Source organism: Bacillus sp. HNG (assembly GCF_003400205.1).
Lineage (GTDB): Bacteria > Bacillota > Bacilli > Bacillales > Bacillaceae_L > Ferdinandcohnia.
Genome location: NZ_QUQV01000003.1, coordinates 259035 through 283010, shown reverse-complemented (window position 1 = coordinate 283010; position 23976 = coordinate 259035). Strand labels below are relative to the sequence as shown.

21 protein-coding genes are annotated in these 23976 nt (G+C 37.1%); 20 read left to right on the top strand and 1 reads right to left on the bottom strand.

The genetic code is table 11. The annotated features are described in order from the left end of the window. The first annotated feature begins 7 nt into the window (after window positions 1-7). Window positions 8-1768, top strand: a complete 1761-nt coding sequence (gene pyk / locus DZB84_RS08000) for a pyruvate kinase (protein WP_116351739.1) — start codon at window positions 8-10, stop codon at window positions 1766-1768. A 201-nt stretch (window positions 1769-1969) separates the two neighbouring features. Further along, the gene (locus DZB84_RS07995; RefSeq protein ID WP_116351738.1) at window positions 1970-2359 is read left to right on the top strand and encodes an FxsA family protein; all 390 of its coding nucleotides are present in this window, start codon (window positions 1970-1972) and stop codon (window positions 2357-2359) included. 37 nt (window positions 2360-2396) lie between these two features. Here the strand turns inward: DZB84_RS07995 and ytvI are convergent, their stop codons facing one another. Next, on the bottom strand, window positions 2397-3512 hold the full coding sequence (gene ytvI / locus DZB84_RS07990) for a sporulation integral membrane protein YtvI (RefSeq protein ID WP_116351737.1): 1116 nt from the start codon (window positions 3510-3512) through the stop codon (window positions 2397-2399). Between the two features lie 545 nt (window positions 3513-4057). On the opposite strand from ytvI, the gene citZ reads away from it, so the two are divergent. The 18 genes from citZ to dnaI all read left to right on the top strand — a co-directional run bounded on the left by citZ (window position 4058) and on the right by dnaI (window position 23937). Continuing rightward, window positions 4058-5176: a citrate synthase gene (citZ, locus tag DZB84_RS07985; RefSeq protein WP_116351872.1), complete on the top strand. Its 1119-nt coding sequence runs from the start codon at window positions 4058-4060 to the stop codon at window positions 5174-5176. An 82-nt stretch (window positions 5177-5258) separates the two neighbouring features. Continuing rightward, a complete protein-coding gene (gene icd, locus DZB84_RS07980) occupies window positions 5259-6533 on the top strand; it encodes an NADP-dependent isocitrate dehydrogenase (protein WP_189655194.1) in 1275 nt (424 codons plus the stop codon). A 66-nt stretch (window positions 6534-6599) separates the two neighbouring features. Further along, window positions 6600-7541, top strand: a complete 942-nt coding sequence (mdh, locus tag DZB84_RS07975) for a malate dehydrogenase (RefSeq protein WP_116351735.1) — start codon at window positions 6600-6602, stop codon at window positions 7539-7541. A 313-nt stretch (window positions 7542-7854) separates the two neighbouring features. Then, on the top strand, window positions 7855-8331 hold the full coding sequence (locus DZB84_RS07970) for a MaoC/PaaZ C-terminal domain-containing protein (protein ID WP_116351734.1): 477 nt from the start codon (window positions 7855-7857) through the stop codon (window positions 8329-8331). A gap of 117 nt (window positions 8332-8448) precedes the next feature. Continuing rightward, a complete protein-coding gene (locus DZB84_RS07965) occupies window positions 8449-9165 on the top strand; it encodes a response regulator transcription factor (protein ID WP_116351733.1) in 717 nt (238 codons plus the stop codon). Then, entirely contained in the window at window positions 9158-10606 is a 1449-nt protein-coding gene (gene pnpS, locus DZB84_RS07960) for a two-component system histidine kinase PnpS (RefSeq protein ID WP_116351732.1), read from the top strand. The genes DZB84_RS07965 and pnpS overlap by 8 nt, the downstream gene beginning before the upstream one ends. 195 nt (window positions 10607-10801) lie before the next feature. Beyond that, on the top strand, window positions 10802-11770 hold the full coding sequence (gene hflK, locus DZB84_RS07955; protein WP_116351731.1) for an FtsH protease activity modulator HflK: 969 nt from the start codon (window positions 10802-10804) through the stop codon (window positions 11768-11770). Continuing rightward, window positions 11767-12696, top strand: a complete 930-nt coding sequence (gene hflC / locus DZB84_RS07950) for a protease modulator HflC (protein WP_116351730.1) — start codon at window positions 11767-11769, stop codon at window positions 12694-12696. The genes hflK and hflC overlap by 4 nt, the downstream gene beginning before the upstream one ends. Window positions 12697-13114: 418 nt before the next feature. Beyond that, window positions 13115-15745 carry a DNA polymerase I gene (gene polA / locus DZB84_RS07945; RefSeq protein ID WP_116351729.1) on the top strand — a complete coding sequence of 877 codons (2631 nt, stop codon included), beginning with the start codon at window positions 13115-13117 and terminating at the stop codon, window positions 15743-15745. 162 nt (window positions 15746-15907) lie between these two features. Further along, complete coding sequence (gene mutM / locus DZB84_RS07940) at window positions 15908-16744, top strand: DNA-formamidopyrimidine glycosylase (protein WP_116351728.1); 837 nt, start codon at window positions 15908-15910, stop codon at window positions 16742-16744. A 239-nt stretch (window positions 16745-16983) separates the two neighbouring features. Next, window positions 16984-17619: a sporulation membrane protein YtaF gene (ytaF, locus tag DZB84_RS07935; RefSeq protein ID WP_116351727.1), complete on the top strand. Its 636-nt coding sequence runs from the start codon at window positions 16984-16986 to the stop codon at window positions 17617-17619. A gap of 24 nt (window positions 17620-17643) precedes the next feature. Then, complete coding sequence (gene coaE, locus DZB84_RS07930) at window positions 17644-18255, top strand: dephospho-CoA kinase (protein ID WP_116351726.1); 612 nt, start codon at window positions 17644-17646, stop codon at window positions 18253-18255. Between the two features lie 203 nt (window positions 18256-18458). After that, window positions 18459-19490 carry a glyceraldehyde-3-phosphate dehydrogenase gene (locus DZB84_RS07925; RefSeq protein ID WP_116351725.1) on the top strand — a complete coding sequence of 344 codons (1032 nt, stop codon included), beginning with the start codon at window positions 18459-18461 and terminating at the stop codon, window positions 19488-19490. Window positions 19491-20115: 625 nt separating this feature from the next. Beyond that, entirely contained in the window at window positions 20116-20496 is a 381-nt protein-coding gene (gene speD / locus DZB84_RS07920; protein ID WP_116351724.1) for an adenosylmethionine decarboxylase, read from the top strand. A gap of 109 nt (window positions 20497-20605) precedes the next feature. Further along, a complete protein-coding gene (locus DZB84_RS07915) occupies window positions 20606-20989 on the top strand; it encodes a cytosolic protein (protein WP_116351723.1) in 384 nt (127 codons plus the stop codon). Between the two features lie 94 nt (window positions 20990-21083). Next, the gene (gene nrdR, locus DZB84_RS07910) at window positions 21084-21542 is read left to right on the top strand and encodes a transcriptional regulator NrdR (RefSeq protein WP_116351722.1); all 459 of its coding nucleotides are present in this window, start codon (window positions 21084-21086) and stop codon (window positions 21540-21542) included. 64 nt (window positions 21543-21606) lie between these two features. After that, the gene (locus DZB84_RS07905; protein WP_116351871.1) at window positions 21607-22992 is read left to right on the top strand and encodes a replication initiation and membrane attachment family protein; all 1386 of its coding nucleotides are present in this window, start codon (window positions 21607-21609) and stop codon (window positions 22990-22992) included. Window positions 22993-23007: 15 nt separating this feature from the next. Beyond that, window positions 23008-23937: a primosomal protein DnaI gene (dnaI, locus tag DZB84_RS07900; RefSeq protein ID WP_116351721.1), complete on the top strand. Its 930-nt coding sequence runs from the start codon at window positions 23008-23010 to the stop codon at window positions 23935-23937. The last annotated feature ends 39 nt before the right edge of the window (window positions 23938-23976 follow it).

Here is a 23976-nt window from a genome sequence, read left to right as displayed (position 1 = left end):
AAATGTAATGAGAAAAACAAAAATAGTATGTACGATAGGACCAGCTAGTGAAAGTATTGAAAAGCTTGTAGCTTTAGCAAATGCTGGGATGAATGTAGCAAGACTTAATTTTTCACATGGCGACTTTGAAGAACATGGTGCACGTATCAAAAATATCCGTGAAGCTTCTAAAATAACTGGCAAGAATATTGCAATCTTATTAGATACTAAAGGACCTGAAATTCGTACAAATACAATGGAAAATGGTGCAATTGAATTAGTTGAAGGGTCAAATATAACTATTTCAATGGAAGAAGTTGTTGGTACACCGGAAAAATTCTCAATTACATATCCGGGACTTATTGAGGATGTTCATCCAGGCTCCAGAATTCTACTAGATGATGGTTTAATCGGATTAGAAGTAGTAGAAATTAATCATCAGAAACGTGAAATTCTAACTAAAGTATTAAATAGTGGAACATTAAAAAACAAAAAAGGTGTAAACGTACCGGGTGTTAGTGTGAACCTACCAGGTATTACTGAAAAAGATGCAAAGGATATTGTATTTGGTATCCAACAAGATGTTGATTATATAGCAGCATCCTTCGTTCGTCGTGCATCAGACGTACTAGAAATTAGAGAATTGCTTGAAGAAAATAAAGGAGTAAACATTCAAATCATCCCTAAAATTGAAAACCAAGAGGGAGTCGATAACATTGATGAAATCCTTGAAGTATCGGATGGACTCATGGTAGCTCGTGGTGACCTAGGAGTTGAAATTCCTGCTGAAGAAGTGCCACTCGTTCAAAAGGATTTAATTAAGAAATGTAATGCAGCTGGTAAACCAGTTATTACTGCAACTCAAATGTTAGACTCCATGCAACGTAATCCTAGACCAACTCGTGCAGAAGCTAGTGACGTTGCGAATGCGATCTTTGATGGTACTGATGCAATTATGCTTTCTGGTGAAACTGCTGCGGGATCATATCCAGTTGAGGCTGTTCAAACGATGCATAATATTGCTTCACGCGCTGAAGAGGCTTTAGTACATCGTGAAATCTTATCTCAACGTAGTAAAATCTCTGGTACTACTATTACAGATGCGATTGGTCAGTCGGTTGCCCATACTGCACTTAACCTAGATGTTTCTGCGATTGTCACACCTACTGAAAGTGGACATACAGCAAGAATGATTTCAAAATACCGTCCAAAGGCACCAATTATTGCTGTAACAGCAAGTGAATCAACAACAAGAAAGCTTTCACTTGTTTGGGGCGTATACGCACAAACAGGTAACGTGGCAAAATCAACGGATGAAATGCTCGATAACTCTGTTGATGTAGCATTAGGAACCGGAATTATCAAACCTGGTGATTTAGTTGTGATTACAGCTGGTGTTCCAGTTGGAGAGCGTGGAACAACTAATATAATGAAGATTCATGTTGTTGGCAACATCCTTGCAAATGGACAAGGAATTGGTAGAAAATCAGCTTTTGGCAAGGTAGTTGTAGCACATAATAGTGAAGAAGCTGCAGCAAAGATGTATGATGGAGCAATCCTTGTAACACCTGCAACTGACCGTGATATGGTAAAATACGTGGAGCAAGCTTCAGCGTTAATTACGGAAGAAGGCGGTCTAACTAGCCACGCAGCTGTAGTAGGATTAAGCATCGGAATTCCTGTTATTGTTGGTGTAGATAAGGCAACAACACTATTGAAGGATGGACAAGATATTACTGTTGATTCTGCTCGTGGAGTTATTTATGAAGGACATGCAAATGTTTTATAAGTATAAGTAAGAGAAGGGAAACCTTCTCTTTTTTTTGCCTATAAAGTGAAAAAACGTCTCCCAACGGGATAAAAAAAGGGATACTCTAGCAAATGGTGCTGTGCATTACGAATTGGAAAAATTAGGAGAAGATGAATAAAAACTACTTTTTTGAAGATAGAAAACATATAATATAAGAAAAGCCTTCACTAGGAGGACAATATGAGAATATTACTAGCATTGATTATTGTTGTACCAGCTCTTGAAATAAGTGTTCTAATTTTTTCAGGCAAGACGCTTGGAATTCCATTTACATTACTATTAATCATTCTAACAGGAGTGATTGGTGCATGGCTTGCAAAGAAACAAGGGCTAGAAACGATTAGACGTGCAAGGCAACAGATGGATTACGGTCAAGTGCCACGGGAAGCGATAATGGATGGAATCTGTATCTTAATAGGTGCAGTCTTGCTTTTAACTCCCGGCTACATTAGCGATTTGACAGGATTTCTCCTGCTCATTCCTGTAACCCGAAATTATCTTAAGCCGGTTATAGCAAACTGGATTAGTCGGAGAATTAATAGAGGTCATTTTACAGTTATTCGTCGTTGATAAAGATAAAGAAAAAGCCATTTGGGTGGCTTTTTCTTTATGCTTCTCTTCCGATAATAAAATTCCATACATCTTGAAATACACCTGTTGTATATAAGGTCCTAATGATGACTAAAATGACAGGCCCGATAATCAGTCCGATGAAACCGAATAATTGAAACCCAACGAAAAGGGATATCAAGGTTGCCAAAGGATCTAGTCCAATACTTGATGAGATTACCTTTGGCTCCATTACTTGACGCTGCACAATCACCACAATATATAAAATTCCCAGCCCGATTGCTAGTGAAATTTCCCCACTAAAAGCGGAGTAAATAATCCACGGAACAAACACAAGACCAGTACCTAAATACGGGAGAAGATCCACAAGCCCAATTAACAAGGCAATTGTAATTGCATAATCAACCCGTAATACTAATAATCCAATCAATACGATTCCCGCAGTTATCGAAATCAAAGTTGCTTGAGCTTTAATAAATCCAAATAATGCTTTCTTTAGTTCTACAAAAATTGATTTTCCGCTTGTTCTAGCTTTAACAGGGATGAATTTTCTCCCCATTATGATGAATTTATTCCAATCCTTGCTTATGAAAAACGTAGCTAGCAGTGAAAATACAATAACAGTTGCTGCATTCGGCAACCAACCTAGAAATTTAGGAATGTTTTCTAAGAACGCTTTTAAAAACTCTCCAACATTTGTTGCAATCGTAGTACCTACATTGCTTACATTATCCATTATGGTTTGCTGTTGGTCTTGCTCTAAATTATGGAACATGCTTGTTAATCTCTCATATAAAGGGATAATTTGCCCAACGATTAAATCTTCAAAATAAACTACTAGTTTTTCAAAATGCTGTGGAACCTCTTTTGCTAAATAGTTTGCTCCCGAAATAATTTCAGCTATTAAAAGCGTAAGGAACCCTGTGACAACACCAAATACAATGAAGATTCCTAAAAATACTGATAAACCTCGTGGCATCCTTCCTTTGCGTTCTAAAAAATTGACAAGGGGATTGATGAGGAAAGCGATTAATAAAGCAAAAATAAACGGATAGGTTAGTTTAAATAGAAAATAAAACAAGATAAAGCCAACCACTACTAAAGCAATAACCAAAAGAAACCGAAGAAAACTGTACACATAATGAATGTTCAAACTTTTTCCTCCCTAGGTAATTCTTACATCTTATTTTACAACCACATTGAAAACTTTAAAAGTAAATACGAAGTTATGAATAATAAAGTTTCCAATTATGGAGAAAAAATTGGAAATATGATATTATACGTAAGAGCGAGTGAAAAAAATTTCGTGAACAAACTGCAAAAACACAAAAATAGCTATATCTAATGATATATTGCTTATTTAGGTATTCGACTCTGTTAAATAGTAAAAGAGAAAAATATTTTTGCATGATAATAGTTTATTACGAAAATTAGTCTCTTTTGATTCACAAAAGTCTGATTCTTTATTATAATAGAGTCGAGAGTTACAACTTTTTCTACATAGCACTTGCTAATTCTCGTAATTGTCACAATATTATTTCGATATTTTGTGGCATTGAATGTTTTATTTGAAAATGAAAGCATTTACTTCACGAAATGAAGGGTCTTTATCGCATTCTCAATGTGATGTTTTATTTTGAGCATGCGCTCAATTCACCTCTTAAGGGGTAGGGGAATATGAAAAAAGGAGAGGGTCTTATGACAGCAACAAAGGGACTTGAAGGAATTGTAGCTACTACTTCTTCAGTTAGTTCAATTATTGATGACACATTAACGTATGCAGGATTCGATATTGATGAATTAGCTGAAAATGCTAGTTTTGAAGAGGTTGTCTATCTACTATGGCACCGCAAACTTCCAAATAAAGAGGAGTTAGCTGAATTAAAGCAGCAGCTTGCTGATAATGCAAGTCTACCTCAAGAAGTACTAAATCATTTCAAAACATATCCAATCGATAAAGTTCATCCAATGGCAGCTCTTCGCTCAGCAGTTTCACTATTAGGGCTTTATGATGAAGAAGCGGATGTAATGGATCCAGAAGCAAATTATCGTAAGGCGATTCGTCTACAAGCAAAATTACCTACAATTGTTACCGCTTTTTCACGTGTGCGAAAAGGATTAGAGCCAGTTTCTCCACGCACAGATTTAAGCTTTGCAGGAAACTTCTTGTATATGCTAAGCGGCCAAGAGCCAAGTGAGATTGCAGAAGAAGCATTTAATAAAGCACTCGTTTTACATGCTGACCATGAACTTAATGCATCTACTTTCACGGCTCGTGTTTGCGTTGCAACTCTTTCCGATATTTATTCAGGTGTTACTGCTGCGATTGGGGCGTTAAAAGGTCCTCTTCACGGTGGCGCAAATGAAGCAGTTATGAAAATGCTTACTGAAATCGGAGAAGTTGAAAACGTTGAACATTATATAAAAACAAAATTAGCTAATAAAGAAAAGATAATGGGATTCGGGCATAGAGTATACCGCAAAGGTGACCCACGTGCTAAGCACTTAAAAGCAATGTCTCAAAAGTTAACAACCATCACCGGAGAACCAAAATGGTATGAGATGTCAACGAAAATTGAGAAGATTGTAACAAGTGAAAAACCATTACCACCAAATGTTGACTTCTACTCAGCATCTGTATACCATAGCTTAGGTATTGATCATGATTTATTTACTCCTATCTTTGCAGTAAGCCGTGTTTCAGGGTGGTTAGCTCATATTCTAGAGCAATATGAGAACAACCGTTTAATCCGTCCACGTGCTGAATATACTGGTCCTGGAATGCAAAAATACATTCCAATTGACCAAAGAGGTTAATAAATCTATACAATATATAATAAAAGAGAAGTATTTCAGGAGAAAATTCTTCCTGAGATGCTTCTTAGAATTTTAGGAGGTAATACTAGTGGCAGGAGAAAAAATTACAGTATCAAATGGTGTACTAAACGTACCTAACAACCCAATTATTCCTTTTATTGAAGGTGATGGAACTGGTCCTGATATTTGGGCAGCAGCGTCACGTGTATTAGAAGCAGCAGTTGAAAAAGCCTACAATGGTGAAAAATCAATTGTTTGGAAAGAAGTATTAGCAGGGGAAAAAGCGTTTAATCAAACTGGCGAATGGTTACCAGAAGAAACATTAGATCTTATTCGTGAGTACATAATTGCTATTAAAGGACCTCTTACTACACCGGTTGGTGGTGGTATCCGTTCATTAAACGTTGCATTACGTCAAGAACTAGATTTATTCACATGTCTTCGTCCTGTTCGTTATTTTACAGGTGTACCTTCACCAGTTAAGCGTCCAGAAGATACAGACATGGTTATTTTCCGTGAAAACACAGAAGATATTTATGCTGGTATTGAATATGCACAAGGTTCTGAAGGTGTTCAAAAACTTATTAACTTCCTTCAAAATGAGCTAGGTGTTAATAAAATCCGTTTCCCAGAAACTTCTGGAATTGGAATCAAGCCAGTTTCTGAGGAAGGTACAAAGCGTCTTGTACGTGCTGCGATCAACTATGCGATCGAGCAAGGGCGTAAGTCAGTAACACTTGTTCACAAAGGAAACATCATGAAGTTTACTGAGGGAGCATTCAAAAACTGGGGATACGAGCTTGCTGAACAAGAATTTGGCGATAAAGTATTTACATGGGCTCAATATGACCGCATCGTTGAAGAAGAAGGTAAAGATGCTGCTAATAAAGCTCAAGCTGATGCTGAAGCTGCAGGTAAGATTATTGTTAAAGATTCAATTGCAGATATCTTCTTACAACAGATCTTAACTCGTCCTCGTGAATTTGATGTTGTTGCTACTATGAACTTAAACGGTGATTACATTTCTGATGCATTAGCTGCACAAGTTGGTGGAATTGGAATTGCACCTGGAGCAAATATTAACTATGAAACTGGTCATGCAATTTTCGAAGCTACTCACGGAACTGCACCTAAATATGCTGGCTTAGACAAAGTTAACCCATCCTCTGTTCTATTATCAGGTGTATTAATGCTTGAACACCTAGGTTGGAATGAAGCAGCAAACCTAATCATGAATTCAATGGAAAAAACAATTGAATCTAAAGTTGTAACATACGACTTTGCGCGTCTAATGGAAGGCGCAACAGAAGTAAAATGTTCAGAGTTTGCTGATGAACTAATCAAAAACTTAGGCTAATCATAATTATAAGTAACTACCCTTTTGGGTAGTTACTTACTTACGTATGAATAGGGAGGATATATAATGAGTCAATTCAAACGCAAAAAGATCTCTGTAATAGGTAGTGGATTTACTGGTGCAACAACAGCTTTTCTACTTGCTCAAAAGGAATTAGGAGACGTCGTTTTAGTTGATATTCCACAAATGGAGAACCCGACCAAGGGGAAAGCTCTAGATATGCTAGAAGCAAGTCCTGTTCAAGGGTTTGATGCAAACATTACCGGAACAGCAAATTATGAGGATACAGCTGATTCTGATATTGTTGTGATTACAGCCGGAATTGCTCGTAAACCTGGTATGAGTCGTGATGACCTTGTTCAAACAAACCAAAAAATCATGAAAAGTGTTGCCCAAGAAATTACAAAACATTCTCCAAACAGCTATATCATTGTTTTAACAAATCCAGTTGACGCTATGACATATACAGTGTTTAAAGAATCTGGTTTCCCGAAAAACCGTGTTATTGGCCAATCAGGCGTACTTGACACTGCTAGATTCCGTACATTTATTGCCCAGGAACTAAATTTATCAGTAAAAGATATTACTGGATTTGTCCTAGGTGGTCATGGTGATGACATGGTACCACTTGTTCGTTACTCCTATGCAGGAGGCATCCCACTTGAAACCTTAATTCCAATAGATCGCTTAGACGCTATAGTTGAACGGACACGTAAGGGTGGCGGTGAAATTGTAAACCTATTAGGAAATGGAAGTGCATATTATGCACCAGCTGCTTCCTTAGTAGAAATGGTTGAAGCAATTTTAAAAGACCAGCGTCGTGTCCTACCTGCAATTGCATATCTTGAAGGTGAATATGGCTTTACCGGAATTTACCTTGGAGTTCCAACCATTCTAGGTGCAAATGGCATTGAAAAAATTATAGAACTTGAACTAACAGAGAAGGAAAAAGCAGAACTTGCAAAATCAGCCGATTCCGTAAAAAACGTCATGAATATCCTAGCCTAATCATAAACTTAAAAATACCTGTTCAAAAGGGAGGATGAAAAGGACCGAGAATTTCAAGGCAGTACAGCTTTGAGTACCGGAGCGTATACAGTTAATACGTGAGGAACGGAAAAGCAAGTCAACGCGCTTCCACAGGATGTGGTGACTTCGACGTTCGACACAGGACGTGTCGGTATTTAGTCGAAGTTCCTCTGCTGATGTGTCATTTTCACCGGACTTTTTGAACTTCTATGAAAAGATTCGGGGGTCTCCCCGAATTTTTTATACATAACCTTGTAATCGTTTTCATTTTAATGGAGGTGCATCCTTTTTTATGTTATTAGGGAAAAAGCGAAAACTAGGTAGAATGATTGAAGAAATGAACGTAGGTGAAAAATTAACGTTAACTGAGAAAATAGAAGATAAAGATTTACTTTTATATTTGGGTTTAACAAATGATGCAAATCCTCTTTATATTCAACATGATTATGCATCACAAACTCCGTTTAAGAGACCGATTGTACCAACAGTTATGCTGACTGGTATTATATCTGCGGCTGTATCAAAATATTTACCTGGTCCTGGTAGTCATATTCTTAAGCAAGAAATTGAATTTTTGCAGCCTTTGTACCACTACGACACAGTTCAATTTCTCTTTGAGGTTACGAAGATTCATTTTCACGAACATACTGTTGAAATTACAGTTACCGCATTGGGTGAAGATGAATCAAAGGCAATCGAGGGAAGACTACTCGTCTGTCCTCCACACCGAATTACCCCTATGGAAGGGAAAATATTGGAGAACTTTTAGAGAGCTATGTCTCTCTTTTTTGTTTTTTCATGGCAAGTCAAGAAATGTTAATCTATAATGATTTTATATAGAGATAAAAATAATGATGGGGTTTATCTTTTTTGATGGAGGAAGACAATGAAGAAAAAAGTATTGGTTGTAGAGGATGAACGTTCGATTATTACATTGCTTCAGTACAACCTACAACAGGCTGGCTACGAGGTCATTACGGCTATGGATGGAGAGGAAGGCTTGGAGAAAGCCTTAGCAGAAAGACCTAGTTTAATCGTCCTTGACTTAATGCTGCCAAAATTGGATGGTATTGAAGTGTGCAAACAGCTTCGCCAAAACAAAGTGGATATCCCAATCCTAATGTTAACCGCAAAGGATGACGAATTTGATAAAGTTCTGGGTTTGGAGCTTGGGGCAGATGACTATATGACAAAACCATTTAGTCCAAGAGAAGTAGTTGCCCGGGTGAAGGCAATACTAAGAAGAACAAGTTTAAACGAAGTCAATTCAGAAGACACTACAGCATCTCCTCAAATTATGATTGGGCATCTACGAATTTTACCAGAAAATTTTGAGGCTTATTATAATGAGGAAGCACTTGACCTTACACCAAAAGAATTTGAGTTACTTGCTTATTTAGCAAAGAATAAAGGTAGAGTTCTAACTCGTGATCAACTTTTAAGTGCAGTTTGGAATTATGATTTTGCTGGTGATACAAGAATTGTGGATGTTCATATCAGTCATTTGCGTGAAAAAATCGAAAAAGATTCGAAAAAGCCAAGTATGATTAAAACAGTAAGGGGATTAGGCTATAAGCTTGAGGAGCCAAAACTCTATGAATAAATTTCACTCGAGACTTCTATTTGCGATTATCTTTTTAATTATTATTGTTTTTCTTTGTATGGGTTTTATGTTGGGCCAATTCATTAGTAGTCTTATCACGAATAGTGCGGTACATGGAACTTCCGTTGAAAAAACAGTTCAGCAGGTTTGGATTGCACTTGTGATCTGCCTAGGAATCGCATTGGTTATTATTCTTTCGCTTATCGTTAGAATTACTACCACCTATACAAAGCCAATTGATGCTGCAACTAAAGCAGTTAAAGAGCTTGCAAAGGGAGATTATCGAGCAAGAACCTATGAAGATGATATAAGTGCTGCTGGATTACTTGGACAATCAATCAATATTGTTGCAAGAAATATTGAAGAAATGACTAAATCCTATGAAATGCAGCATGACCGATTACATACGTTGATTGAAAATATGGGGAGCGGTTTATTGTTCATTGATAGCAAAGGATATATTAGTATTTTCAATCGAACGATCAATGAGATATTTAAGACTGACCAGGGCGATTTAATGGGTCAGCTTTATTACGAAGCTTTTACTCATAAAGAAATTGTAAATTTAGTAGAAGAAATTTTTATGACAGAACGGAAGTTACGAAGACAATTCCATCTGATGATAGGAACCGAACAAAAGGACTTTGAGGTGTATGCTACACCAATATTAGGAGCGAACGTGGAATGGAGGGGTGTTGTTCTAGTCTTTCATGATATTTCAGATTTGAAAAGGCTCGAACAGATGCGAAAGGACTTTGTTGCAAATGTTTCCCATGAACTTCGTACACCAATTACTTCCATTAAAGGGTTTGCTGAAACTTTATTAGATGGAGCGATGAATGATAGAGAAGTTCTTGACGAGTTTTTAACAATCATTTTAAATGAAAGTCATCGTCTTCAAGTCCTCATACAAGATTTATTGGACTTATCCAAGATAGAGAATAAAGGGTTTTCGCTTAACCTATCACGTGTAAATGTGAAGGAGCTTTTAGAGAATAGTTTACGAATGCTTAGATCAAAGGCTGAAGATAAAGATATTCATTTAGAGCTTACAGTAGATGACATAACAACAGTAATTGAAGGAGATATGGACAGATTGAAACAGGTTTTTATCAATGTCATTAATAATAGCCTGTCATATTCTCCAAACAAGGCCAAGGTTGCGGTAAAAGCAACAAATCTTACTGACCACGTTGAAATTCAAATTATCGATACAGGTATTGGAATTGAAGAAAAAGAGCTTTCCCGAATTTTTGAAAGATTTTACCGTGTGGACAAAGCTAGAAGCAGAAATTCCGGAGGTACCGGTTTAGGTCTTGCAATTGTAAAACATATTATTGAGGCACATGAAGGGGCAGTGCAAATCACTAGTAAGGTAGGAGAAGGAACAACCGTTACAATTCGTTTGAAAAAAGAACTATCAGCTACTAAAATAGGCTAATTTTACAAAATGTTTACAATATAAACATATTCTCTTAATATCCGAACCTTATGATATTTATGAGAACCCCTTCATTCAGGAGGCCAAACTTTTTTGACAAGGATGTATGATCCTTGTCATTTTTTTGATATTTAAATGAAACCTTTTTACATGATATTCGTATAAGACTATGTAGATATATTGAGGGGGGAAAGCATGGTTAGTTTAAAAAGGATTTATACGATTGTTGGACTAAGTGTGCTCGTTCTGATTTTAGGTGTAGTTGGATTTACATCATGGTATACAGTCGATGAATCAGAGCAAGCCATTATTTTAACCTTTGGGAAAGCAGACGAAGGCATTACAGAGCCAGGACTTCATTTTAAAATGCCATGGCCGATCCAAGACGTAGAGAAACTGCCAAAAACAACGTACAGTTTACAGTTTGGATATAATCAAAAGGATGGCGAAATTACAGATGTACCAAAGGACACGAAAATGATAACCGGTGACGAAAATATTGTTCTTGCCGATATGGTTGTCCAATGGCAAATTACTGATCCTTCGAAGTTCTTATTTAATTCAGCGGATCCAGAGCAAATTTTATATAATGCTACTTCTTCATCATTAAGAAGTATAATTGGAAGTTCTAAAATCGATGATGCCTTAACATCCGGTAAAGCAGAAATTGAAGCTGAGGTAAGAGACTTATTGACAGATCTTTTAAAGAAATATGATATTGGTGTTTCTGTTACGGCTGTTAAATTGCAGGATGTTGAACTACCAAATGATGAAGTTCGAAAGGCATTTACGAATGTAACAGATGCTCGTGAAACGAGAAATACAAAAGTAAATGAAGCTAACAAATACCGGAACCAAAAATTGAACGAAGCAAAAGGGGAAAAGGAAGCCCTTATTTCTCGTGCTAATGGAGATAAAGCAGCACGTATCGAAATTGCACGTGGAGATGTTGCGACATTTAATGCATTATACAATGAATATGTTAAAAATCCTGATATTACTAGAAAACGTCTCGTTCTAGAAACATTGGATCAAGTGTTACCAAATACCGAAATTTATATTATGAAGGATGACGGCAATACGATGAAATACTTGCCAATTCGTCCAGCTGGAAGCCAAGCACAGGTTCCTCCTGTAGAAACAGAAGGGAGTGGGAACCAATGAGTGAAAATGTCGTGGATTTAAACGAAAAAAAGGGTTCCAATAAATTTAGCAAATACACAAAAGGTGGAATCATTTCACTTATTGTTATTATTTTAATAGGTATTGTTTTAGTGAATATATTTATAGTAAGAGAAGGCGAATATAAGGTCGTTCGACAGTTTGGTGAGGTTGTCCGAATTGAAGAAAATCCGGGACTTTCCTATAAAATTCCGTTTATCCAGTCGGTTGAGACCTTACCAAAATATCAAATGATTTATGATGTTGAGGAAGCTGAAATCAATACAAAAGACAAAAAGCGAATGATGATTGATAATTATGCAGTTTGGCGCATTGAAGATCCGAAACAAATGATATCTACAACAAGAACAGTCTTAAATGCAGAAGCGAAGCTTGATGAATTTGTCTATTCTGCAATTCGTACAGAGCTCGGTCAATTAAATTATGATGAGATTATTAATGATGAGAAGTCTGAACGTGGCAGTCTAAATGATCGAATTACAGACATTGTAAATAAAAACCTTGAAGAAGACAAATATGGAATCGTTGTAACAGATATTCGTATGAAGCGTACAGATTTACCAGCTGAAAACGAACAATCCGTATATACGAGAATGATCTCCGAGCGTGAGTCAACTGCTCAAAACTATCTCTCAGAAGGGGATGCTAAGAAGAATGAAATCGAAGCTGAAACGGATAGAGAAGTAAAAGTAATTATTTCAAAAGCTCAAGCTGACGCTGAGGTTATTCGAAGTGAAGGGGAAGGGGAAGCAGCGCGTATTTATAATGAAGCCTTCTCTAAGGATCCAGAGTTTTACAACCTTTTCCGTACGTTAGAATCCTATAAAACTACAATTGATGAAGAAACAGTCATTATTTTACCAGCTGACTCTCCGTATGCGAGATTGTTAATGGGATACACTGACTAACGATAGTGGCAGTTCAAAAAGTCCGTGAAAATGACACTCTATAAGAGGAACTTCGACTAAATGCCGACACGTCCTGTGTCGAACGTCGAAGTCACCACATCCTATGGAAGCTCGTTGGCTTGCTTTTCCGTTGCTCACGTATTAATTGCATACGTTCCTCCGGTACTCAAAGCTGCGCCGCCTCGAACTTTCGACGCACAGGACGTGCTAGTGTCGACAAGACATAAGGATGTGGCGCTCTTGTCGACGCGGTCCTTTTCAACCTCCTTTTTGGACACCTATTAAGTAGTCGTTATTTTCTATTCTGTTCATGACATGCTAAAATGAACAGTAGGAATTGACGGCTATTTTTTATGAGTTTGAATGGTTGTAGTGAATATAATAGGTCCCAAGTTGTCATAGAAAGGAAGGATTTTTCTTGGAAAAAAAGATTGTTTTGGTGGATGGAAATAGTATTGCATACCGGGCATTTTTTGCCTTGCCACTTTTGAATAATGATAAAGGTGTACATACGAATGCTATTTATGGCTTTACAATGATTTTGAACCGAATTCTTGAACAGGAGAAGCCATCACATATTTTAGTAGCATTTGATGCAGGAAAAACAACGTTTAGACATAGCACTTTTAGTGAATATAAAGGCGGTCGACAAAAAACACCACCTGAGCTTTCAGAACAGTTTCCGTTTTTACGAGAGCTCCTTGATGCTTACAAGATTGCCAGATATGAATTAGAAAACTATGAAGCCGATGATATTATCGGAACATTATCGCTTCAAGCTGAAAAAGAAGGTTTTGAGGTTAAAATTATTTCAGGTGATAAAGACCTAACACAGCTTGCCTCCGACCATGTTACAGTTGATATTACCAAAAAAGGGATTACAGATGTTGATTCATATACGCCTGATTTTATTCATGAAAAATATGGAATTACGCCGGAACGAATTATTGATATGAAAGGGCTTATGGGGGATAGCTCTGATAATATCCCCGGTGTCCCAGGTGTAGGTGAGAAAACAGCTTTAAAATTATTACAAGAGTTCAATACATTAGAGGAACTACTAGAATCGATTGATAAGGTAAGCGGAAAGAAGCTGAAAGAGAAGCTTGAAGAACATAAGGACCAAGCCATCATGAGTAAGAATCTTGCTACAATCTATCGTGAAGCACCTATTGAAATTGGGGTTTCTGAACTTGAGTATAATGGCTATGATGGCGACCAGGTGATTAAGCTTTTCAAAGAGCTCGGGTTTAATTCCTTGCTCGATAAAATAGAGGGCAGCGAGAAAACAGAAGACAAGCCTTTAGAAGAAATCTCATATAAGATTGTCGATAGAGTTACTGACGATATGTTATCTGCTGAATCTTCTTTGATTGTGGAAGTGCTTGATGAGAGCTACCATAGAGCAGACATACAAGGGATTGCGATATCAAATGAAAACGGGAATTTTTATATTCCGACAAAACTTGCTCTTGAGTCAGATACGTTTAAGGAATGGGCAAAGGATAACCAAAAAAAGAAAACCGTATTTGATGGAAAAAAGTCACTTGTTGCGTTGAGATGGAAGGGGGTAGACTTACAAGGAATTGATTTTGACTGTTTAATTGCCTCTTATATTTTAAATCCATCTGATTCAACCGATGACGTTGCTGCAATAGCAAAATTAAAAGGAATTACAGATGTACAAACGGATGAAGCTGTGTATGGAAAAGGTGCGAAACAAAGCATACCAGACGAAAAAGAGCTTTCTGAGCATATTGTTAGAAAGGCAATTGCACTCAAGAAGCTACAGGATATTTTCCTTAAAGAATTGCAGGAAAACGAACAATATAAGCTTTTCACTGATTTAGAAATGCCATTATCGCTAATATTAGCCGAAATGGAAGCAACCGGGGTAAAGGTTGATGTTGAGCGATTAAAAGCAATGGGAGAAGAATTAAAGGCACATTTGCAAGAGCTCGAACAAAAGATTTATGAACTAGCTGGAGAAGAATTTAACATTAATTCACCAAAGCAGCTGGGTGTCATTCTTTTTGAAAAGCTTCAACTTACTGTTTACAAGAAGACCAAAACAGGTTATTCAACGTCTGCAGATATTCTTGAAAAACTGGCTAAAGAACATGAGATTATTGAATATATTTTGCATTATCGACAAGTTGGAAAGCTTCAATCAACCTATATTGAAGGGTTATTAAAGGTTGTGCATGAAGATACATGTAAGGTTCATACTAGATTCCAGCAAGCTTTAACACAAACCGGAAGATTAAGTTCGACAGATCCAAACCTGCAAAACATTCCAATTCGCTTAGAGGAAGGACGAAAAATTAGACAAGCTTTTGTACCTTCGAAAAAGGATTGGTTTATGTTTGCAGCTGATTACTCACAAATTGAATTAAGAGTGCTGGCACATATTGCAAACGATGAGAATCTAATTCACGCCTTTACGAATGATCTCGATATTCATACAAAAACGGCAATGGATGTGTTCCATGTAAAGGAAGACGAGGTTACCTCCAATATGCGTCGACAGGCAAAGGCTGTTAACTTCGGAATCGTATACGGAATCAGTGATTTCGGATTATCCCAAAACCTTGGAATTACAAGGAAGGAAGCGGGACAATTTATTGAGCGTTATTTTGCAAGCTTTCCAGGCGTTAAGGAATATATGGAAGATATCGTTGAGGACGTTAGACAAAAAGGGTATGTATCAACTCTTCTTCATAGAAGACGATATATTCCTGAAATTACAGCTCGTAATTTTAATGTTCGTAGCTTTGCAGAAAGAACAGCGATGAATACTCCGATTCAAGGAAGTGCTGCTGATATTATCAAGAAGGCAATGATTGATATGGCGGCTAGATTAAAAGAAGAAAAGCTTCAAGCAAAATTGCTGTTACAAGTACATGACGAATTAATTTTTGAAGCACCAGAAGAAGAAATTGAGATATTGAAAAAAATTGTACCAGAAGTAATGGAAAATGCCATTTCCTTAAAAGTACCATTAAAGGTCGATTATGCATACGGGAAGACATGGTACGATGCTAAATAGTTTAACTTTATTCAGCTGGGTTTTAAACCCAGCTGAATAAAGTTAAAAGCCCGCAGGCGGATGCCACGATTTTTCAAAGGAAGTATTTCGAGCAAGCTCGAAAAAAATCGGGCGCAAATACGCCAAAGCGTATTTGATGTTAAGAAATAAGGAAGTGATCAAATGCCTGAATTACCAGAGGTTGAAACAGTCAGACGAACGTTAACTCAGCTTGTAAATGGAAAAACGATCAATCATGTGAAGGTGCTTTGGCCTAAAATAATCAAGAAACCAGAAGAACCAGAACAATTTTGTGACGCTCTTCGTGGTCAAACCATTCATGATGTGGGGCGAAGAGGAAAGTTTTTAAAGTTTATATTAGATGATTATGTGATGGTTTCCCATTTACGCATGGAGGGCAGATATGGACTCTATGATAAAGACGAGCCATACGATAAACATACCCATGTTTTGTTTACTTTTACAGATGGAACCGAACTCCGCTATCGGGATGTCCGGAAATTTGGAACGATGCATTTATTTAGCAAAGGGGAAGAAGAAGAGAATCTTCCCTTATCCCAATTAGGGCCAGAGCCATTTTCCAAAGAATTTACACTTAAATATTTAGAGGAAAAGCTATCAAAAACCAATCGGAAGATTAAAGTTGCACTACTTGACCAAACAAATGTTGTTGGGCTTGGGAATATTTATGTGGATGAGGCTTTATTTAGAGCGGGGATATATCCTGAACGCGAAGCAAATTCCCTGACTAAGAAGGAAATGAAGAAACTCCACCATGAAATCATTCAAACATTGAATGAAGCTGTAGAAAAGGGTGGAAGCACAATCCGATCCTATGTGAACACACAAGGTGAAATTGGGATGTTCCAATTGCAGTTATTTGTTTATGGTCAAAACGGAAAAGTATGTCAAAGATGCGGAACAGAAATACAAAAAACAGTCGTCGGCGGAAGGGGCACTCACTACTGTCCAAAATGCCAAAAGAATAAAAGAAAATGAACTGTATTCATGGATTGGAAAGTATAGAACTTTTTACATAGTTTTTGGTTCTAGCTCCAGCGCCTAGCCCCTCGAGGTCACAAGTCAATCTGTCAAGAAGGTCAAAGAACAACCTTCTAGCCAGCTCGTCTTGTGCTTGTCGGGGCTGCTCAAGGCGCTTACGCTTTTCAATTATTTCACATGAAATGGGCTCTCTCCATATACTATCTTAGCAATGGATAGGAAGGAGATTCTATGAGATGTCCCAGTTCGCATCACTCATTTTATTAGCATTTGCAGTTAGCTTAGATAGTTTTAGTGTTGGTTTCACATATGGTATGAGAAAAATGAAAATACCATTCAGGTCAATCATAACAATAGCCTGCTGTTCAGCTGTAACCATGGCGGCTGCCATGGGGCTAGGTAAATCAATTGCCCTCTTTGTTTCACCAGAAATGGCGGACCGGCTAGGCGGTATCGTACTCGTAATTATTGGTGCCTGGGTATTGTTTCAGTTTTTTCGTCCATCATCCCAAACAGCAGAGCAGAACGAAGAAAAACTATTAGTGAAGGTTGAAATAAAATCACTTGGACTTGTTATCAATATTTTAAAGAAGCCCATGGTTGCCGACCTTGACAAATCAGGAACCATTACCGGTCTTGAAGCATTTTTACTAGGTCTTGCCCTTTCGCTTGATGCTTTTGGTGCAGGAATTGGTGCTGCTTTATTAGGCTTTTCTCCGTGGGTAATGGCATTGTTGGTGGCCGTGATGAGCTCCCTTTTTGTTTATACAGGTATGAAAAGTGGTTCTGTTTTTTCAAAGAAACGATGGATACAGAAATTTTCATTTTTGCCAGGAATCCTATTGATTTTAATTGGAATCTGGAAATTCTAAAAAACAGCAGAGGAGATAAAATACGTGACATTAACAATCGGATTAACAGGTGGAATCGCAAGTGGAAAAAGTACAGTATCACAGATGTTTAAAGAAGCAGGAATAGTTGTAATAGATGCCGACGTTATTGCACGTAAAGTTGTTGAGATTGGTGAAGAAGCATACGAACAAATTGTTCAATCATTTGGCGAAGACATTTTATTACCAGATAAGACGATTGACCGTCCGAAGTTAGGTTCGATTGTCTTTTTCAGTGAAGACAAACGACTTTTATTGAATTCAATTGTTCATCCAGCTGTTCGGAAACAAATGCTGAAGGAAAAAGAAGAGCATATGAAGAATGGTGAAGAAACAGTTGTATTGGATATCCCATTATTATTTGAAAGTAAACTAACCTCCTTAGTCGATAAAACCCTCCTTGTTTATGTTGATTATGAGACACAGTTATCACGTCTTATGAATCGCAATAGTCTTACCAAGGAAGAGGCAGAGGCTAGGATTCAATCACAAATGCCGCTTAAGGACAAAATTCAACTTGCAGATGCTGTGATTGATAATAATGGCACAATTGAGGATACGAAAGATCAGTTTCGTGTTGTTTGTAAACAATGGGGTATTCAAAGTAAAGTTTCATAGGTTTCAGAACATAACTAAGGTGTCTCGAATGACTGAGATGCCTTTTTCTATGCTTATACATAGACAATGAGCATTCAGAAATTGTATAAATAACCATTTTTATAAAAAATCAGAATAAAAATGTTACATATCTAATCTAATGTGTTATACTAATCATGAAAGTTTCGGTTAAATTGTATAACATATATCCTGGAGGGGTTGTAATGAAGCCAAGAATCGCAATTAATGGATTTGGCCGTATTGGTAGAATGGTATTTAGAAATGCAATCATGGATGATTCATTAGAAATAGTTGCAATCAATGCAAGCTACCCTGCTGAAACACTGGCACATCTCATAAAATATGATACAAATCACGGAAAGTTCAATGCGGAGGTCATTCCTGGGGATGACTCATTGTTGGTAAATGGAAAGCGTGTACAACTTCTAAGCTCCCGTGATCCTTTAGAGCTTCCATGGAAAAGTTTGAATATAGATATTGTGATTGAGGCAACAGGAAAGTTTAACTCAAAAGAAAAAGCAGGCTTACATTTACAAGCTGGTGCGAAAAAGGTTATCTTAACAGCACCTGGTAAAAATGAAGACATTACAATCGTAATGGGTGTTAACGAAGATAAATATGATCATGACAATCATTTGATTATATCAAATGCATCCTGTACAACAAATTGCTTAGCGCCAGTTGTGAAGGTGCTTAATGAACAGTTTGGAATTGTAAACGGTTTAATGACAACCGTTCACGCGTATACAAATGATCAAAAAAATATAGATAATCCACATAAAGATTTGCGAAGAGCAAGGGCTTGTGCACAATCCATTATTCCAACATCAACAGGAGCAGCAAAAGCATTATCACTTGTGTTGCCAGAACTAAAAGGAAAATTGCATGGGATGGCGCTTCGAGTTCCAACTCCAAATGTGTCGTTAGTTGATTTAGTTGTAGATGTCGAGAGAGATGTTACAGTTGAAGAAATAAACGAAGCCTTTATTACTGCTTCTGTGGGAGCATTAAAAGGGGTTTTGGATTTTACAACTGAACCGCTAGTTTCTATTGATTTCAATACAAATCCACATTCATCCATTATTGATGGCTTATCTACGATGGTCATCGGAGATCGTAAGGTAAAGGTATTAGCTTGGTACGATAATGAATGGGGATATTCTTGTAGAGTTGTAGATTTAGCAAAATATGTAGGCGCAAAAATCATCCAAAAAACAGAAGCCAGAGTAGGCTAACTAAGAAAATAAAGAAAACCTTCCCAATTACGGGAAGGTTTTTATTTTTGGCTGTTTTCGCAACCTTTGTTGTTTTTGATATAGCCATTGATAAGTATTATTAGACACATAGATGTTCCCTTTAGTGATTGGAGCGTATGGCACGAGATCCTCGAAAATGCACGCATTTTCTTCGTGCGGTGTAGTTTCAAGGAAGCTTATTCAATGTCCTGCGGGAACAGCGAGCCAAGCGAGACCCCGCAGTGAGAAATTAATGTTCGAAGCCTAAGAGCGCCACTTCCTGTGGCAACGGCTTCGTGACCTACATCGTGTAGGCCTGACGAGGCTTGCGGCTCGCCTGCGGAAAGCGAGTGCCAGAAGCGGAAATCACCCTAGTTCCACCAATGAACTTTAGGTTAAGAACAACAATCTTTTAGAAAAGGGCCTTATTTTTTATTTAATAACTGTTGCTAAAAGTATATAAACAAAGTATACTAAATTTCGTGAACTTCTTAAAAGCTTATGCTTTTGTAACTACTTAAAGGGTTAGGACCTCTCTGGACTAACTTTCCCCCGTGGTAGTTATGCTCATGCTTTACGCGAAGAACTCACCCGAAATTATTGTAAGAGGGGGAACAACTTAATTATGGAAACAATGGGACGTCATGTGATCTCTGAATTATGGGGTTGCGATTTTGAAAAATTAAATGACATACAAGGTATTGAAGAAACGTTTGTTCAGGCAGCACTGAAATCAGGTGCAGAAATTCGTGAAGTAGCATTTCATAAATTTGCTCCACAGGGAGTAAGCGGTGTTGTGATCATTTCGGAATCACATTTAACAATTCACAGTTTTCCTGAGCATGGATACGCAAGTATTGACGTTTACACTTGTGGGGATTTAGATCCGAATATTGCTGCAGACTATATTGCTGAGGCACTTGGTGCACAAACGCGTGAGAATATTGAACTCCCACGTGGCATGGGTCCGGTGCAAATAAAGCCAGCACAAGTTAAAGTACTTTAAAAATAAATATGAATCATCTAAAATAGTAAGAGGTGTAATTAACTACACCTCTTTTTTTACATTTATAACTGCAATATTTATAATATAGATTTTATAAGGAGTGGCAAATATGGGATTGCAAGCGTTTTTTTCTAATCACAGTGAAACAAGAGACAAACATTCGGACGAGCTTTTAAAAAGTCATTATTATAAAACAACAAATAAAAAAGCAATCGAAGCAGTAAAAAAGGTTATTCATAATTTAGATGGTTACCACCTCAACTCTGTATCAGAAGAACGAGGAGAAATAAGTATCTCAATCAAAAAAGGAAGAAAAGCCTTTGTTGTAGCAACAGTCGTTTCCGTTAGACCATTTGAAACAGCCATTGACTTTGCAGTAACGACAGAAACACTTCTGTTACCGATAGATTTTGGCTATAGCCGAAAGGTAATCTTGAATTTGTATCAACACTTAGATAAAGAACTACCGCTAATTGGAAAGGGCGAATTGTAACAACAGTAATTTCCTGAGTAAAAACCCTTGTCCTACAAAAATCTTTCTTATAAGATGAATACATAGAAATCTCCTCGGAAGGGAGTTGTTACCATTGAGATGCCCTACTTGTCACCATAATGGAACAAGAGTTTTGGATTCACGTCCCGTTGATGATAGTCGATCCATCCGTAGAAGACGTGAATGTGAAAAATGTCAATTCCGTTTTACGACATTTGAAAAAGTAGAGGAAATACCTTTAATTGTAGTTAAAAAAGAAGGAACGCGTGAGGAATTTAGCCGGGAGAAGATGCTCCGTGGGCTAATTAAAGCATGTGAAAAACGTCCGGTTTCTTTAAAACAATTAGAGGATATCACCCACGAAGTTGAAAAGGAATTGAGAAGTCAAGGGATTGCAGAAGTAAAAAGCGATACGATTGGTGAGTATGTCATGAATCATCTGGCAAAAGTGGATGAAGTGGCATATGTTCGCTTTGCATCCGTATACCGTCAATTTAAAGATATAAATGTATTTATTGATGAATTAAAGGAATTAATTAAACGGGAACGTTAAGGGCTTAAGAACTTTTAAGCTCTTTTTTTCACTAAAATAAAGAGAAATGGAAGGCCTTGATGAAATGGAGCATTGGAAGGAAATAGTACCAGTTGATCGCTATATTGTTCATGCTGCAGACCTTTTGCATGACTATGATCGGAAAATTGTCTCATTGCTATACCAACCTCTAATTGGCATGAAAGCCTTCAGTCTTTATATGACCCTGTGGAGTGAATTGGAGCAAAACCGACTTTGGAGTGATGAAAGTACCCATTATACATTAATGGCGCTACTTCAAACGAATCTTGAGGAAATTTATCAAGAACGATTAAAGCTTGAAGGCATTGGCCTATTAAAAACATTTGTTAAGACTGATGAAGATTCGAGAAGTTTTATCTATGAACTTCAAGCACCCCTTTCGCCGAGAGCTTTTTTTACGGATGGTGTTCTTAACGTTTACTTATATAACAGGCTTGGTAAGAGTAAATTTTTTAAACTAAAGCAGTTCTTTTCAGATAATGAAATAGATTTAGATTCGTACAAACCCATTACAAAGGCGTTTAGTGAAGTATTTGAATCAGTTAAAGTTTCAAAAATGATTTCAACCATTAGTGATGAAATGAATCATAATCTTGATCAGGATGAAAATACAGAATTCATGGATCGAAATGAAGATAAAAAGCTTTTAATTGAAAATGATAACTTTGATTTTGATTTATTCTTTGCAGGAATTTCCGAAGTAATGATACCAAAAAAATCGATTACCCCTCGAGTAAAAGAGGCGATCACAAAGCTTTCCTTCCTTTACGGAATTGATCCAATTGAAATGCAAGGGATTGTTATGAGCGCTCTAGACCCGAATGAAAAAATTGATATTGAAAAGTTAAGAAAGGCCTCACGAGATTGGTATCAATTTGAAACGGGAAATGAATTACCTACGCTGACTGAAAAAATCCAACCATTAACAAATCAAACGATGATCAATAAAGTTCCCCAAACAAAGGAAGAGGAATTAATACAAAAGCTTGAAAGAATTTCCCCGAAAGAGTTTCTAATTGATGTTTCTGGGGGAGCGCAGCCATCTGTCTCAGAATTAAAAATCATCGAAGAAGTCATGTTCCGACAAAACCTTCTTCCAGGTGTTGTGAATGTACTGTTATATTATGTCATGTTAAAATCAGATATGAGACTAACAAAGTCCTATATTGAAACCATTGCGAGCAACTGGGCACGTTTGAATATTAAGACAGTAAAAGAGGCCATGGAGACGGCTAAAAAGCATAATTGGACCGCTGATAAAAAGACAAATAAATATAAAAGACAACCAATTCGCAAAGAATTATTGCCTGATTGGTTAAAGCAAGAAGAAGGACCGCAAGCAGAAACGCCTAAACAGGAAGAAACACATGATCCATCGTTTGAGGAAAAGAAGCGTCTATTTGAGGAAAGACTGAAAAAAAACAAATAGGATGGGGGTGAGGATATGAAACCGATTCAGGATTCTTTTAAAAAACTATCTAATAACACTGGATTTCAGCAGCGATATGAACAAATCAAGCATGAAGTATTAAATCATCCAGAGGTCAGGAATTTTATAAATGCTCATCAAGACGAGATATCGAATGATACAATCAATAGAAGTCTTGGGAAGTTGTACGAGTATATTAATCAAAGCAAGGAATGTAGTAAATGTGAAAGCCTTGATGCATGTAAAAACATGCTACAGGGATATCATCCTCAACTCGAACTTAAAGGAAATACAATCGATTTAAGCTATGAAAGATGTCCAAAAAAGGTTATGTATGATGAACAGGTTAAATATAAGTCATTAATTAAAAGTATGTATGTTCCAAAGGATATTCTTGATGCATCTCTTGAATCTCTTGATTTTGATGAAGGGCGTTCAGATGCCATTTTATTAATCCAGGAATTTCTTGATCACTATGAACCAGGCAAAAGAATGCAAGGACTATATTTATACGGTTCATTTGGAATTGGGAAAACCTATTTTTTAGGGGCACTTGCAAATGGTTTGGCACAAAAAAAGGTAGCATCCATGCTCGTCTATGTACCGGAATTTATGAGAGAATTAAAGGGTTCCCTACAAGACCAGTCGATCAACTCAAAAATTGATGCAGTTAAAAAGGTTCCAGTTTTAATGCTTGATGATATAGGAGCAGAATCGATGTCAAGTTGGATGCGCGATGATATTCTTGGAAGTATTCTTCAATATCGAATGCTTGAGAACCTACCAACTTTCTTCACTTCAAATTTTGATTTCAAAGGACTTGAACACCACTTATCCTATACACAACGTGGTGAAGAGGAAAAGGTAAAAGCAGCGAGAATTATGGAACGAATTAAATTTTTAGCGAAACCAGTTGAACTAAAAGGAAAAAACCGTCGTTATTAAGCAAAATAGCTATCTCAAAATGGGATAGCTATTTTTTTA

Excerpts from the sequence above, each read along its gene's own strand:
- pyk (WP_116351739.1), top strand. The coding sequence starts at position 8 with ATGAGAAAAACAAAAATAGTATGTACGATAGGACCAGCTAGTGAAAGT.
- DZB84_RS07995 (WP_116351738.1), top strand. The coding sequence starts at position 1,970 with ATGAGAATATTACTAGCATTGATTATTGTTGTACCAGCTCTTGAAATA.
- citZ (WP_116351872.1), top strand. The coding sequence starts at position 4,058 with ATGACAGCAACAAAGGGACTTGAAGGAATTGTAGCTACTACTTCTTCA.
- mdh (WP_116351735.1), top strand. The coding sequence starts at position 6,600 with ATGAGTCAATTCAAACGCAAAAAGATCTCTGTAATAGGTAGTGGATTT.
- DZB84_RS07970 (WP_116351734.1), top strand. The coding sequence starts at position 7,855 with ATGTTATTAGGGAAAAAGCGAAAACTAGGTAGAATGATTGAAGAAATG.
- DZB84_RS07965 (WP_116351733.1), top strand. The coding sequence starts at position 8,449 with ATGAAGAAAAAAGTATTGGTTGTAGAGGATGAACGTTCGATTATTACA.
- pnpS (WP_116351732.1), top strand. The coding sequence starts at position 9,158 with ATGAATAAATTTCACTCGAGACTTCTATTTGCGATTATCTTTTTAATT.
- hflK (WP_116351731.1), top strand. The coding sequence starts at position 10,802 with ATGGTTAGTTTAAAAAGGATTTATACGATTGTTGGACTAAGTGTGCTC.
- hflC (WP_116351730.1), top strand. The coding sequence starts at position 11,767 with ATGAGTGAAAATGTCGTGGATTTAAACGAAAAAAAGGGTTCCAATAAA.
- mutM (WP_116351728.1), top strand. The coding sequence starts at position 15,908 with ATGCCTGAATTACCAGAGGTTGAAACAGTCAGACGAACGTTAACTCAG.
- ytaF (WP_116351727.1), top strand. The coding sequence starts at position 16,984 with ATGTCCCAGTTCGCATCACTCATTTTATTAGCATTTGCAGTTAGCTTA.
- DZB84_RS07925 (WP_116351725.1), top strand. The coding sequence starts at position 18,459 with ATGAAGCCAAGAATCGCAATTAATGGATTTGGCCGTATTGGTAGAATG.
- speD (WP_116351724.1), top strand. The coding sequence starts at position 20,116 with ATGGAAACAATGGGACGTCATGTGATCTCTGAATTATGGGGTTGCGAT.
- DZB84_RS07915 (WP_116351723.1), top strand. The coding sequence starts at position 20,606 with ATGGGATTGCAAGCGTTTTTTTCTAATCACAGTGAAACAAGAGACAAA.
- DZB84_RS07905 (WP_116351871.1), top strand. The coding sequence starts at position 21,607 with ATGGAGCATTGGAAGGAAATAGTACCAGTTGATCGCTATATTGTTCAT.
- dnaI (WP_116351721.1), top strand. The coding sequence starts at position 23,008 with ATGAAACCGATTCAGGATTCTTTTAAAAAACTATCTAATAACACTGGA.